This is a genomic window from Pseudomonas sp. PS01303, assembly GCF_029959385.1.
GTDB classification, from domain to species: Bacteria; Pseudomonadota; Gammaproteobacteria; order Pseudomonadales; family Pseudomonadaceae; genus Aquipseudomonas; species Aquipseudomonas rustica.
In genome coordinates this window covers 1-13,832 of sequence record NZ_JASCPK010000079.1, presented here as the reverse complement: position 1 = coordinate 13,832, position 13,832 = coordinate 1, and the positions used below count along the sequence as shown (strand labels likewise).

At 60.3% G+C, this 13,832-nt stretch carries 11 protein-coding genes; 4 read left to right on the top strand and 7 right to left on the bottom strand.

What is annotated here, in order from left to right:
- Positions 1 to 46 precede the first annotated feature (46 nt).
- Together QMX93_RS19660 and fdhD are read right to left on the bottom strand one after the other, a co-directional pair.
- Positions 47 to 2,395, bottom strand: coding sequence for an FdhF/YdeP family oxidoreductase (locus QMX93_RS19660; protein WP_282357687.1), 2,349 nt, complete (start codon positions 2,393 to 2,395; stop codon positions 47 to 49).
- Positions 2,392 to 3,231: a formate dehydrogenase accessory sulfurtransferase FdhD gene (gene fdhD / locus QMX93_RS19655; RefSeq protein ID WP_212544766.1), complete on the bottom strand. Its 840-nt coding sequence runs from the start codon at positions 3,229 to 3,231 to the stop codon at positions 2,392 to 2,394. Before fdhD ends, QMX93_RS19660 begins: the two co-directional genes overlap by 4 nt.
- Positions 3,232 to 3,439: 208 nt before the next feature.
- Between fdhD and lysM the strand changes: the two genes are divergently transcribed.
- On the top strand, positions 3,440 to 3,880 hold the full coding sequence (gene lysM / locus QMX93_RS19650; RefSeq protein WP_053116544.1) for a peptidoglycan-binding protein LysM: 441 nt from the start codon (positions 3,440 to 3,442) through the stop codon (positions 3,878 to 3,880).
- Positions 3,881 to 3,994: 114 nt separating this feature from the next.
- On the opposite strand, the gene yrfG is transcribed toward lysM, so the two are convergent.
- Complete coding sequence (yrfG, locus tag QMX93_RS19645) at positions 3,995 to 4,657, bottom strand: GMP/IMP nucleotidase (protein ID WP_282357686.1); 663 nt, start codon at positions 4,655 to 4,657, stop codon at positions 3,995 to 3,997.
- 89 nt (positions 4,658 to 4,746) lie between these two features.
- On the opposite strand from yrfG, the gene nudE reads away from it, so the two are divergent.
- Both nudE and cysQ read left to right on the top strand, forming a co-directional pair.
- Complete coding sequence (gene nudE, locus QMX93_RS19640; RefSeq protein ID WP_282357685.1) at positions 4,747 to 5,313, top strand: ADP compounds hydrolase NudE; 567 nt, start codon at positions 4,747 to 4,749, stop codon at positions 5,311 to 5,313.
- 11 nt (positions 5,314 to 5,324) lie between these two features.
- Positions 5,325 to 6,152 (top strand): 3'(2'),5'-bisphosphate nucleotidase CysQ, encoded by an 828-nt coding sequence (cysQ, locus tag QMX93_RS19635; protein WP_282357684.1) that lies wholly within the window; start codon positions 5,325 to 5,327, stop codon positions 6,150 to 6,152.
- 280 nt (positions 6,153 to 6,432) lie between these two features.
- Here cysQ and QMX93_RS19630 read toward each other — a convergent pair whose 3' ends face one another.
- Genes QMX93_RS19630 through rfbC form a run of 4 tightly spaced genes read right to left on the bottom strand, consistent with a single transcriptional unit; the run spans position 6,433 to position 10,662 of the window.
- A complete protein-coding gene (locus QMX93_RS19630) occupies positions 6,433 to 6,888 on the bottom strand; it encodes a YiiD C-terminal domain-containing protein (protein ID WP_282357683.1) in 456 nt (151 codons plus the stop codon).
- A complete protein-coding gene (locus QMX93_RS19625; RefSeq protein ID WP_212544770.1) occupies positions 6,885 to 8,270 on the bottom strand; it encodes a sigma-54 dependent transcriptional regulator in 1,386 nt (461 codons plus the stop codon). Before QMX93_RS19625 ends, QMX93_RS19630 begins: the two co-directional genes overlap by 4 nt.
- Entirely contained in the window at positions 8,267 to 10,075 is a 1,809-nt protein-coding gene (locus tag QMX93_RS19620; protein ID WP_212549972.1) for an ATP-binding protein, read from the bottom strand. The genes QMX93_RS19625 and QMX93_RS19620 overlap by 4 nt, the downstream gene beginning before the upstream one ends.
- Before the next feature lie 41 nt (positions 10,076 to 10,116).
- Positions 10,117 to 10,662 (bottom strand): dTDP-4-dehydrorhamnose 3,5-epimerase, encoded by a 546-nt coding sequence (rfbC, locus tag QMX93_RS19615; protein WP_282357682.1) that lies wholly within the window; start codon positions 10,660 to 10,662, stop codon positions 10,117 to 10,119.
- 170 nt (positions 10,663 to 10,832) lie between these two features.
- Between rfbC and QMX93_RS19610 the strand changes: the two genes are divergently transcribed.
- Positions 10,833 to 13,745 carry an aminotransferase gene (locus QMX93_RS19610; RefSeq protein WP_282357681.1) on the top strand — a complete coding sequence of 971 codons (2,913 nt, stop codon included), beginning with the start codon at positions 10,833 to 10,835 and terminating at the stop codon, positions 13,743 to 13,745.
- The last annotated feature ends 87 nt before the right edge of the window (positions 13,746 to 13,832 follow it).

Here is a 13,832-nt window from a genome sequence, read left to right as displayed (position 1 = left end):
CGATCCCTGTAGGAGCTGCCGAAGGCTGCGATCTTTTGATCTTGTGTTAAGCCGACTTGGCCATAATCAACCCAGTCTCACTCGCCGCTTCCAACCGGATCGCGATGAACTTCGACGTCGGCGTATGGCTGCCATCCCCGGTGCTCTCCAGCGGCACCAACGGATTCACCTCCGGATAATAAGCCGCTGCCTGCCCCGCCGGAATATCAAACGCCAGCAAGGTAAAGCCTTTCACCCGACGCTCACGACCGTCGTCCCATAGCGACACGATGTCAGCCTTCTGCCCCGGACGGAAGCCCAGGCGAATGATGTCCGCCTCGTTGGCAAACACCACATCGCGCTGGCCCTTCACGCCGCGATAACGGTCATCGAGCCCATAAATCGTCGTGTTGTATTGATCGTGGGAACGCATCGATTGCAGGATCAGATCCGGCAGTTGTCCAGTCGCACGAGTGCGTTCGTGCACCAGATCTTTCGGCAGCAGGTTCGCGCGGAAATTGGCGCGGCCCGACGGCGTGTTCCATTTGCGCGCACCAGCGCTGTTGCCAAGGTAGAAACCGCCCGGGTTTTTTACCTTCTCGTTGAATTCCTTGAAGCCCGGAATGGTGTCGGCGATCAGGTCGCGAATGCGCGCGTAATCGGCCACCAGCCAATTCCAGTCCACCGGTTTGCTGCCCAGCGTAGCGGCGGCGATGCCGGCGATGATCGACGGCTCGGAACGCATTTGGTTCGACAGCGGCTGCAACTGGCCGTTGGAGGCGTGAACCATGCTGAACGAGTCTTCCACGGTGACCGCTTGCGGGCCTTCAGTCTGGATGTCGATGTCGGTACGACCGAGGCACGGCAGGATCAGCGCGTCTTTACCGTGAGCCAAGTGGCTGCGGTTGAGCTTGGTGCTGATCTGCACGGTCAGGTCGCAATTGCTCAGCGCTTCGAAGGTGCGCGGGCTGTCCGGCGTGGCTTGAGCGAAGTTGCCGCCCAGACCGATAAAGACTTTTGCTCGACCTTCGGCCATCGCATGAATCGCCTCGACCACGTTATGGCCGTTGTGACGCGGCACCTTGAACTGAAAGCGCCGCTCCAGCGAATCGAGGAACGCCACCGGCGGACGCTCGTTGATGCCCATCGTCCGGTCGCCCTGCACATTACTGTGACCGCGCACCGGGCACAGGCCGGCGCCCGGTTTGCCGATGTTGCCGCGAAGCAGCATCAGGTTGGCGATTTCCTGAATGGTCGGCACCGAGTGACGATGCTGGGTGATGCCCATCGCCCAGCACATGATTACGTTTTTGCCTTTGGCGTACATGCGCGCGGCTTGCTCGATGTCCACGAGGGTCAGGCCGGATTGCTCGACGATTTGTTCCCACGGTGTGTCGTCGACGACCCCGAGATACTCCAGCACGTTGGTGCTGTGTTCATTGAGGAAATCGTGGTCGAACACCGCTGGCGCGCCAGCCTTCTGCGCATCGCGTTCCCATTGCAGGAGGAATTTGGCCATGCCGCGCAACAGCGCCATGTCGCCGCCGAGCGCCGGACGGAAGTAGGCGGTGTTGGTCGGCTTGTCGCCGTTGGTGAGCATTTCGATCGGATGTTGCGGGTGCTGGAAGCGTTCCAGACCGCGCTCTTTCAACGGGTTGATGCACACCACTTGCGCGCCGCGTTTCACCGCTTCACGCAACGGTTCGAGCATGCGCGGGTGGTTGGTGCCGGGGTTCTGGCCCCAGACGAAAATCGCATCGGCGTGTTCGAAATCATCGAAGGTCACGGTGCCTTTGCCGACGCCGACACTCTGCGCCAACGCCACGCCGCTGGCCTCGTGGCACATGTTCGAGCAGTCAGGGAAATTGTTGGTGCCGAAGGCGCGCACGAACAGCTGGTACAAATAAGCCGCTTCGTTGCTGGCGCGGCCCGAGGTGTAAAACTCGGCCAGATCCGGGCTCGACAGACTTTGCAGGTGTTTGGCAATCAGCGCGTAGGCGTTGTCCCAACTGATCGGTTTGTAGCGATCAGTTTCGGCGTCGTAGACCATCGGTTCGGTCAGACGGCCCTGATACTCGAGCCAGTAGTCGCTCTGTTCCAGCAACGAAGTGACGCTGTGCTTGGCGAAGAACTTGGCATCGACGCGGCGCTTGGTCGCTTCCCAGTTCACCGCTTTCGCGCCGTTCTCGCAGAACTTGACCATGCCGCTTTCCGGGGAATCGCCCCACGCGCAACCCGGGCAGTCGAAGCCGCCGTTCTGGTTGGTCTTGAGCATCATGCGCAGGTTTTTCAGGGCGTTGTCGCTGGTCAACCAGGCCTGAGCCACACTGATCAGGGCACCCCAGCCGCCGGCTGCGCCTTTGTAAGGCTTGTAGCGCGGGACGGGTTTCTGGTCGGCTTGATGATGTTGGCTCACGCTTGATTCTCCATCGCGGGGCTATACACCCGCGGCGCACTTTTCTGCGGCAGGTGGATGAGATTGAGGTTGTGTCGACGGGCCCATTGCACGGCGAGGCCCGTGGGCGCGGACAGGCTGACCAGGGTCTGGATGCCGGCGCGCAACACTTTCTGGATCAATTCGAGGCTGCAACGGCTAGTGACAATTGCCAGTCCGCCTTCGGTGGATATCTTCTGGCGGATCAGTCCGCCGATCAGTTTGTCGAGGGCGTTGTGACGGCCAATGTCTTCGCGACCGAGCAGCAGTTCGCCGCTGGCGTTCATGAACACTGCCGCGTGTACCGCGCCGCAGTACTGACCCAAAGGCTGAAACGCACTGATGCGCTGACGCAAACCATCAAGCCATTCAATCGGTGGCAACGGCGCGCCGGGTAGCACTTTCAGATCGGGCAACGCCTGTTCCACCGCTTCGACGCCACACAATCCGCAGCCACTGGTGCCAGCCATTTGCCGACGTTGCTGCTTGAGGTTCCAAAAGGCGCGGTTGGCAATGGTCACTTGCGCGTATTGCGCCGAGCCGGCGCCGGTCAGTTGCAGGTCATAGATGTCGGTCGCGTCTTCGATGATGCCGCTGCCGAGGCTGAAGCCGACGATGAAGTCTTCCAGGTCAGTCGGCGTCACCAGCATCACGGCTTGGCTGATGCCGTTGTAGGCGATCGCCAACGCGACTTCCTCAGCGAGCGCAGTGCTCGCCGACTCTTCGCGGGGAAGATCGCTGTAGCTGTAGGTCTGGCTGGCGGCAGGCGCGGGCGTTTCGAGTGCAGGCGCCGCGCAAGTTGGGCGCTTGGCGTTCATGGCATCACCGACGGTTTGATCAACGTTAAGACTAGGCGCGTCAAGTTGTCGCGTCTAATCGCTACTGTCGATGTATTGATAGATGGCGTCGATCAAGGGGCCTTTTCCGTACGCATACGGTTACAGAGTCATTGGTCGGCTCGGAACCGGGTTTGCCTGACGTGGTCTAGGCTTGGGCATCTGGAACCCAAATCAAGGAGTGTGCGCTATGAGTCTTTTGAGCTTTGTGAAAGAAGCGGGTGAGAAGCTGCTGGATCTGCTGACCCCCGGTAACGCCAATGCCAGTGAGCAATTGAAGGATCACATCAATAAGGTCGGGCTGGGCAATCCGAATGTGCAGGCAACGGTAGACGGCGACAAAGTCACCGTAACCGGTGAAGTGGCAAGTCAGGAAGAGAAAGAGAAAATCCTGCTGGCCGTTGGCAACATTGCCGGTGTTGGCAGTGTTGATGATCAGATCACCGTGAGCGGCCCGGTTGTGACGGCTGCGCAGTTTGTTGTGGTGAAATCGGGCGACACCCTCAGCGCGATTTCACTGCGCGTGTACGGTGATGCCAACAAGTATCAAAAGATTTTCGATGCCAACAAACCGATGCTCAAGGATGTGAACAAAATCTATCCGGGTCAGACACTGCGTATTCCTGAGTAAACAGGAACCCCTGTGGCGAGGGGATTCATCCCCGTTCGGCTGCGCAGCAGTCGCAAAGATTTTGGGGCCGCTACGCGACCCAACGGGGATAAATCCCCTCGCCACAATGATTTGTCACAAGCCTGAGATGAGGTCGCGGTAGTCTTCGACTGCCGCGAATTCGGCCGTGTCTTTCGGGCCTTTGCGGCTGTCGGGTAGTTTGACTGCCAGCAAGTGCGCCACCCCAAAATCCCGCGCGCTGCGCAGAATCGGCAAGGTGTCGTCGATGAACAAACTGCGTGCCGGATCAAAACCGATATCTGCCTGCAACGCGTCCCAGAACTGCGGGTTTTCCTTGGGGAAACCGTAATCATGCGAGCTGATCAGCCGCTCGAAGTACGGCGCCAGTTCAATCCGTTCCAGCTTCAGCGACAGTGAGTCACGGTGGGCGTTGGTGATCATGATCACCCGTTTCCCGGCGCGTTTTATTGCTTCCAGAAAAGTATCCGCATCAGGACGCAAAGCGATCAGGTGCGCGGTTTCCTGTTTCAACTCACGCACTGACAGCTTCAGTTCGCTGCTCCAGAAATCCAGGCAATACCACTGCAACTGACCAGCATGGCGTTCGAACAGCGGCTGCAATTCCATCTCGGCCATTGCGCGGCTGACCCCGTGCAGTTCGGCGTAGCGCTGGGGCAGGTGTTCCAGCCAGAAATGGTTGTCGAAGTGCAGATCCAGCAGCGTGCCGTCCATGTCCAGCAGGACGGTATCGATGTCGGACCAGGGTAAAGAGGGCATGGCAACGTCTCGAAACGGTAGAAAGATATCCGACGTAAACAATCGGGAAAGCCGCGTTATAGTAGCGCGTTCACGCCAAGGAGCTTTGCATGCGCCAGAAACCTACCGTACTCGCCCGCGAGATCGTCGCCACCAGTCGTCTGTTTTGCGTCGAAGAACTCAAGCTGCGTTTTTCCAATGGCGTGGAGCGCACCTACGAGCGGCTGGTCGGCAAGGGCGCCGGCTATGGCGCGGTAATGATCGTGGCAATGCTCGATGCCGAGCACGCGGTGCTGATCGAGGAATACTGCGGCGGCACTGACGAGTACGAATTGTCGCTGCCCAAAGGCTTGATCGAGCCGGGCGAAGACGTGCTGGCGGCGGCTGAACGTGAGCTCAAGGAAGAAGCCGGGTTTGGCGCGCGGCAACTGGAGCATCTGACCGAGCTGTCGCTGTCGCCCGGTTACATGAGCCAGAAGATTCAGGTGGTGCTGGCCACCGATCTCTACGAAGAGCGGCTGGAGGGCGACGAGCCCGAGCCGATGCGGGTCGACAAGGTCAATCTGCGTGATCTTGCGGCGCTGGCGCAAAATCCGCAATTCTCCGAAGGCCGCGCATTGGCGGCGCTTTATCTGACCCGTGACTTGCTGACGCAGCGTGGGTTCTTTCAATCGTGAGTGGTATGTCGATGAATTTTCCCCATCCGTTGATGGCGCCGGTGGTTGCACTGGCATTGCAGGCCGGCGAAGCGATTTTGCCGTTCTGGCGCGCAGGCGTTGAAGTGACGGCTAAATCTGATGATTCGCCGGTGACGGCTGCGGATCTGGCGGCGCACCATTTGATTCTGGCGGGGCTGACCGCGCTGGATCCGAGTATTCCGGTGCTGTCCGAAGAAGACGCGAACATTCCCCAAAACGTACGTGCGGGATGGACACGCTGGTGGTTGGTGGATCCGCTGGATGGCACCAAAGAATTCATCAGCGGCAGTGAAGAATTTACCGTCAACATTGCGTTGATCGAAAACGGTCGGGTGGTGTTTGGCGTGGTGTCGATGCCGACCAACGGTCGCTTTTACGTCGGTGGTGCCGGGCTTGGCGCGTGGCGTTGTGACAAGGACGGCACACCGGTTTCGATACAGGTGCGGGATGTGCCGGGGCCGGGTGAGACGTTTACGGTTGTCGCCAGCCGTCGGCATTCCAGCCCTGAGCAGGAGCGTTTGCTGGCGGGCCTGAGCGCCAGCCTCGGTGAACTGCAGTTGGCGAACATCGGCAGCTCGCTGAAGTTTTGCCTGCTGGCGGAAGGGGCGGCCGATTGCTATCCGCGACTGGCGCCGACTTCGCAGTGGGACACGGCGGCAGCGCAGGGTGTGCTGGAAGGGGCGGGGGGCGAGGTACTGGATTTACGCGGTGAGGCGTTTTGTTATCCGGCGCGGGAATCGCTGTTGAACGAGTTTTTTTTGGCGCTGCCGGCGAAGGCTGCATGGCGGGCGAGGTTGTTGGAGTTGGCGCGCGGGTAAGTGGGCTGATCCGGAGTTCCCCTCACCCCAGCCCTCCCCCCCAGGAGAGGGAGCTGATGTTTATGCAGTTCAAAACCTGAGTTCGACTCGATATCTCAGGTCGACGGATTCCGCTACAACGCCTCGGTCAGTCCCCTTTCCTTCAGGAGAGGGAGCTGATCTTTATGCAGTTCAAAACCTGAGTTCGACTCGATATCTCAGGTCGATGCAAATCGAGAGAACAGCCAAAATCAGTCCCCTCTCCCCCCGGGAGAGGGTTAGGGTGAGGGGCTTTTGATCGTCAGCGGTGCAACACGTATTGCCCACTAAACGTCACCGCATCGACTTCACTCCCGACATTGACGATCCGCGTCTGCAACACCAACCGCGCCCGCCCATACCGCTGATACATCGCCAAAAACCTTTTCCACACCACCGCATCAGGCGCCGGGCAAATCGCCGTGGCATCGCCCGTCACCGGCAGCGGATAACTGATCTGCCCTTCCTGAATCACGATGTGCCCATCGGTGATCCCTTCTTCTTTCAAACGTAAATGCAACCAGCCCCACCCTGCCAGCACCGCGCCGCAGTAGAGACTGCCGCCGAACATGGTGCTCTTGTGGTTGACGTTGGGATCGAGCGGCAAATACAGGCTCAATTGCTGCTCGCGCCAGTCGAGCACCCGCAGGCCCATGTCGCGGGTCAGCGGAATATCGTGATGAAGCACCGACTCCAGATAACGACTGTCTGTGCTCATTCGTTTTCATCCCCGTGACTGCTGTCACCAAAATTCAGACCGTGCTTGCGCAGTTTGTCGTGCAGGGTCTTGCGCGGAACGCCCAGTGCTTCGGCGAGGCTGCGCACCGAGCTGTGCGAGCGCGCCAGTTCAGCGGCAATCAGCGATTTTTCGAAGTGTTCCACTTGTTCGCTTAGCCCGCCTTCGACAACTGCAACAGTCACACCGTCGACACCTTCAACAGCACTGTTATCCAGCGCCAGTTCCAGACCGAGGGCAAAGCGTTCTGCGGCGTTCTGCAATTCGCGCACGTTGCCAGGCCAGGTGTGGCGCAGTAACAAAGCGCGTTGCGCCGGTTGCAATTCATGCGGCGGCAAACCGTGGCGGGCACTGGCTTCGTCGGCGTAATGCTGGAACAGCATCAGCGCATCTTCGCCACGTTCGCGCAGCGGCGGAATGCGCAGCGGTGCGACGTTGAGGCGGTAGTACAAGTCGGCGCGGAAACGCCCCTGATCAGCCGCCTGACGCAAGTCTTCCTTGGTCGCAGCGATAACCCGGATGTCCAGCGGGATCAACTGATTGCCACCGAGTCGCTCGACCACACGCTCCTGGAGCATGCGCAGCAATTTCACCTGCACGTCCATGCTCATGCTTTCGATTTCATCGAGAAACAGCGTGCCACCATTGGCGAATTCGAACTTGCCGATCCGGCGTTTTTGCGCGCCAGTGAAGGCGCCCGGTTCGTGGCCGAACAGTTCGCTTTCGACCACGGACTCGGCCAATGCGCCGGCGTTGATCGCCACAAACGGCCCGTTGCGTCGGCTCGACAAGTCATGCAGCGCGCGGGCGACGACCTCTTTGCCGGCGCCGGTTTCACCGAGGATCAGCACGTCAGCCTTGGTCGCCGCCAGTGCGCCAATCTGCTCACGCAGGCGCAGCATCGGTGCCGATTGGCCGACCAGTCGCGCGCTCAACTCATTGCGATCGCTGAGGGCCAGACGCAGGCTGCGGTTGTCCAGCACCAATCGGCGCAGGGCTAACGCGCGGCGCACGCTGTCGAGCAGCGCATCGCTGGCGAAAGGTTTTTCGAGAAAGTCGTAAGCGCCGGCGCGCATCGCTTGCACCGCCAGCGGCACATCGCCGTGGCCGGTGATCAACAGCACCGGCAGCTCAGGATCCTGCGCGTGCAGTTCGCTGAGCAGTTCCAGTCCGTCCATGCCCGGCATGCGAATGTCGCTGACCACCACACCGGGCCAGTCACGCTCAAGCTGTGCGGCGAGGCCTTTGGCTTCGGACAGCGGCAGGATTTTCAGGCCGGCCAGATCCAGAGTCTGGCCGAGGGCCTGACGCAGGTGCGGATCGTCGTCGATCAACACCACCTGAATGCGATTGTCGATGGTCATGCACTTCGATCCTCGGACGGTTGCAGGCTGACCCCGGGTGCACCGGCGCGCAGCCGCAGGGTGATCAAGGCGCCGCCTTGCTTGTGGTTGGCGAACGACAGTTCACCGCCGAAGGCGCGCATCAGGGTTTCGCAAATGGCCAAACCCAGACCTAGCCCCTGCGTGCGGGTCTTGGTGGTATAGAACGGCTCGCTGGCGCGGCCGAGAGCTTCCATGCAGAACCCCGGGCCGTTGTCGCGAATGTACAGATTGACGCCCTCGGCGGTGGATTCGGCACTCAGCCACAATTTGCGCGGCGGGCCTTTTTCGGTGAGCGCGTCGAGGGCGTTGGCCAATAGATTGCCGAGTACTTGGCGCAGACGAGTTTCCCCGGCTTCGACCCATAACGTGGCGGCGGGCAAATCGCGGATCAGCTCGACTTCCATGCTGCGCCGACGTTTGGCCAGCAGTGCCAAGGCATCGTCCAGCGCCGGTTGCAGGGCCACGCTTTCCGGAGCATGACGATCGCGGCGGGCGAAGGCGCGCAGGTGGGCGATGATCGAGGCCATGCGCCCGGTCAGTTCGCTGATCAATTTGAGGTTGCCGCGCGCGTCGTCGGTGCGCTGATGATCGAGCAACACCTCGGCGTTTTCTGCGTAACTGCGGATCGCGGCAAGCGGCTGATTGAGTTCGTGACTGATGCTCGCCGACATCGTCCCCAGCGCCGACAGTTTGCCGGCCTGCACCAGATCGTCCTGCGCGCGCACCAGTTCCTGCTGCGCCTGTTCGCGTTCCAGCACTTCCTGTTTCAGGCGCCGGTTGAGGCCTTCGAGGTCGCTGGTACGTTCGGCAACACGACCTTCGAGTTCGCGGCGCGCCTTGGCCTCGAAAGCGATGCGTTCCAGATAATGACGGCGACGCTGCATCATCAAACCGAGCAGCAACATCACCACCAGCAACGTGGCGCCACCGATGGCTACGACCGTGCGCACGGGGCGATCGATCAGCGTGCGCGGGGCAAGGATGCTGACACTCCAGCCGGTTTCGGCGATGTCGTGGGTCTGGATCAGCCAGGCAGTGGGGCTGAGGTTCAGCGGTCGAGGTTCGCGGGTTGGATAAGGCTGGATCGCGGTGATGGCTGAGCGTTCAGCTTCGCTCAACTCGCGGGTCGAGCGGAAACGCCATTCCGGGCGCGAGGTAAGAATGACCACGCCGTTGTGGTCGGTGACCAGCAGCTGTTCCGGAGTTTTGCCCCAAAGACTTTCGGTGTGATCGAGATCGACCTTGATCACCAATACGCCGATGATTTTCTCGCCGTTGCGCACGGCGGCGGCGAAGAAGTAACCGCGTTTGGCTGACGTGGTGCCGAGCCCGAAAAAGCGCCCCAGACGCCCGGCCATCGCTTCACTGAAATACGGACGGAAGGAGAAATTACGGCCGACAAAACTGTCGTGCTTATCCCAGTTGGAGGCCGCCAGCGTCTGCCCGCTGGTGTCCATCAGGTACATGACCTCGGCGCCGGTTTGCGCTGCGATATTTTTCAGCAGGCGATTGGCGTTGCCTTGGGTGACACTGTCATCTGGCGCGCCGAGGACAGAGCGCAGCGCGGGCAGATCACCGAGGATCTGCGGCAACACTTCGTAGCGGTGCAGGGTGCCCAGCAGGTTGGCGACGTAGAGGTCGAGGGTCTGACGATTCTGGCCGGCCAGTTCGCTGCGGTAATACCGCTCGGCGAGATGTTCCAGCGGCCACAACAGCGGCGCCAGACACAGCGCCAGCAACGCAAGGCTGCGCCAGCGGGGTCTGCGGGGAAGGGTTGGTTTCATGCCGAATGCGCCTGTGGGGAACAGGCGCATTATGCCTAGGCTCAGGCGAAGACGTCAGCGTCCTTGAGCAACGCGGCAGCCTGATCCTTGGCGGACAGCTTCGGCGCTTCGTCCAACTGCCAGTCGATGCCCAGAGCAGGATCATCCCAGCGAATGCTGTGCTCGGACGTTGGGTCATAGTAGTTGGTGGTTTTGTACAGGAATTCGGCGAACTCGCTCAGCACCACGAAACCATGGGCGAAACCTTCCGGTACCCACAGTTGGCGATGATTTTCAGCAGAAAGACGCACCGCCACAGACTTGCCGAAATGCGGCGAACTGCGACGAATATCCACGGCTACGTCCAGCACTTCACCGACGGTGACGCGAACCAATTTGCCTTGGGTGTTTTGCAGTTGGTAATGCAGACCACGCAGTACACCTTTTTGCGAACGCGAGTGGTTGTCCTGCACGAATTGAGTGTCCAGACCGGTCGCATCCTGGAACGCCTTGGCGTTGAAACTCTCGTAAAAGAAGCCGCGCTCGTCACCGAAAACTTTGGGTTCGATGATCAGAACACCGGGCAAATCGGTGGTGATGACATTCATGAGGACTTCCATAGGCAGATGTGAATGGCCCACATTCTTGCGCAAAGTATCGAGGGGCGCGAGTGTTGCAGTGGGAATTGCCGAGAAACGCTGTAACAACAGGTAGGGGTTGCGCATCCTCTGCAGCAATGGCGATATAGGCGCCTAATAAAATTTCAGGGGTTTTTTGCATGCCACTTGCCACGTTGTTTCACCGCGCCAGTTTGCCCAGCCCTCAGGTTTCTGAGGCGCAAGCCCTGCAATGGCTCGCGGAACATTACGGGATCAGTGGCCGGTTAAAAGCCTTGGGCAGCCAGCAGGATCTCAACTTCCGGGTCGACAGTGAGCGCGGCCGCTTTGTACTGAAAATCTGCCGTGGCGACTATTCGCTGGTGGAGTTGCAAGCCCAGCACGCCGGCCTCAAGTACCTCGCCGAACATTCCGCAGTCAGGGTGCCCAGCGTTATCGTCGCCAACAATGGTCAGGATTTGTTGACCTTGGAATCCGCTGGCGAATCGGTGCACGTGCGCTTGCTCGATTATATCGAGGGCCAGCCGCTGACCGATCTCGACCATTTGGGCAAAGAAGTCGTGGCCGGGTTTGGCCGGCTCTGCGGTGAGATGGATCTGGCGCTGGCCGGTTTTGATCATCCGGGCCTTGAGCGCACGTTGCAGTGGGATGCGCGCCACGCCAGCGCGTTGATCAGCCATTTGCTGCCGGTGATCAAGGATCAGCGTCAGCGCGAATTGATCGCCGACTCAGCCGAACAGGCTGAGCGCCGCTTGCAGCCGCTGCTCGAGAAGCTGCCGGTGCAAGCGATTCACATGGATATCACCGACGACAACGCGGTGTGGCAGCGCGATGCGCAGCGCCATTGGCAATTGCAGGGCGTCATCGATTTTGGCGATCTGGTGCGCACCTGGCGTATTACCGATTTGTCGGTGACCTGCGCTGCATTGCTGCATCACGCCGGCGGCGATCCGTTTGTGATTCTGCCGGCAGTGCAGGCCTATCACGCGGTCAATCCATTGCAACACGAAGAGTTGCAGGCACTGTGGCCATTGATTGTGGCGCGGGCGGCGGTGCTGGTGCTGAGTGGCGAGCAGCAGGTCAGTATTGATCCGGCCAACACCTACAGCCGCGACAACCTCACCCACGAATGGGAAATTTTCCGCGTGGCGACCTCGGTGCCGCTGGCGCTGATGGAGGCGGCGATTCTGACGGCGGTCGGTCATTCCCTGCCGGCCATCAATAGCGAAGGTTTTGCCCCGTTGCTGCCGAGCCTGGTCGGGCGCGAATTTGCCTTGATCGATCTTGGCGTCTTGAGCGCGCATTTCGAGGCGGGCAACTGGGAGCAGGAAGGTATCGATCAGCGCCTGCTGACCGAAGCCGCTGCGGCGCATGGTCTGGCGGCGAGCCGTTATGGTCAGTACCGTTTGTCGCGCACGTGCCCTGACAGCGCCGATGAACCGGACACGTTCCCGCTGCACGTCGAATTGCGCGTGCCCAACGGCACTGCCGTCGAAGCACCGTTTGCCGGCGTGCTACATCAAGCGGCGGATGGCGCGTTGCGCCTCGATGGCCCGCAACTCAGCGTACGTCTGTGGGGCGTGGCACCTTCGCTGCACAGCGGCGCGGCGCTGGTTAAAGGTCAGGTGTTGGGCTCGGTCAGCGGCCCGCTGTTGGTTCAGCTATGCCGTGGTGCGCAGCTGGAAGCGCCGCTGTTCTGCACGCCAACCCACGCGGCGGCTTGGCAGGCATTGTGTCCGTCGCCAGCCGCGCTGTTGGGGCTGGCCTGCGATGCCGAGCCGGAGCTGGATGGCAAAACCCTGCTTGAACGCCGCGATGCCAGTTTCGCCCGCACGCAAAAACATTATTACGTCGACCCGCCGCGCATCGAACGTGGCTGGCGCAATCACCTGATCGACATGCAGGGCCGCTCCTATCTGGACATGCTCAACAACGTCGCGGTGCTCGGTCACGGTCATCCGCGCATGGCCGCTGTGGCTGCGCGTCAGTGGTCACTGCTCAACACCAACTCGCGTTTCAACTATGCGGCAGTCGCCGAGTTTTCCGAGCGCTTGTTGAAGCTGGCACCGGAAGGCATGGATCGGGTATTCCTGGTCAACAGCGGCAGTGAGGCCAATGACCTGGCGATCCGTCTGGCATGGGCCTACAGCGGCGGTCGCGACATGATCAGCGTGCTGGAGGCTTATCACGGCTGGACGGTCGGCGCCGATGCGGTGTCGACGTCGATTGCCGATAACCCGAAAGCCCTGGAAAGCCGCCCGGACTGGGTGCACCCGGTGCCTGCGCCCAATATGTATCGCGGTGAGTTCCGTGGCGTCGATTCGGCACCGGATTACGTGCGCAGCGTTGAGCATCACCTGGAAAAACTCGCCGAGCAGAAGCGCCAATTGGCCGGGTTTATCTGCGAACCGGTGTACGGCAATGCTGGCGGCATCTCGCTGCCACCGGGTTATCTGAAACAGGTTTATGCCTTGGTGCGCGCGCAGGGCGGGGTGTGCATCGCCGACGAAGTGCAGGTCGGTTATGGGCGTATGGGTAAATTTTTCTGGGGCGTTGAAGAGCAGGGCGTGGTGCCGGACATCATCACCATGGCCAAAGGCATGGGCAACGGCCAGCCACTCGGTGCGGTGATTACTCGCCGGGAGATTGCCGAGGCGCTGGAGGCCGAAGGTTATTTCTTCTCGTCGGCGGGCGGCAGTCCGGTCAGTTGCCAGATCGGCATGGCGGTGCTGGATGTGATGGAAGAAGAAAAGCTTTGGGAAAACGCGCAGGTGGTCGGTGGCCACTTCAAGGCACGGCTTGAAGCGTTGATCGATAAACATCCGCTGGTGGGCGCGGTGCACGGTTCCGGGTTCTATCTGGGGCTTGAGCTCATCCGTAACCGCGAGACGCTGGAAGCGGCGACCGAAGAGACCGCGCTGCTGTGTGATCGTCTGCGTGAGTTGGGGATTTTCATGCAGCCGACCGGGGATGATCTGAATATTCTCAAGATCAAACCACCGATGGTGACGTCGCGCCAGAGTGTGGATTTCTTTGTCGACATGCTGGATCGGGTGCTCACCGAAGGACTCTGACACTCACCCCATGTAGGAGCTGCCGAAGGCTGCGATCTTTTGTTCTTTATTTTTTAGAGCAAAATAAAAATATAGCACCCATAGGGA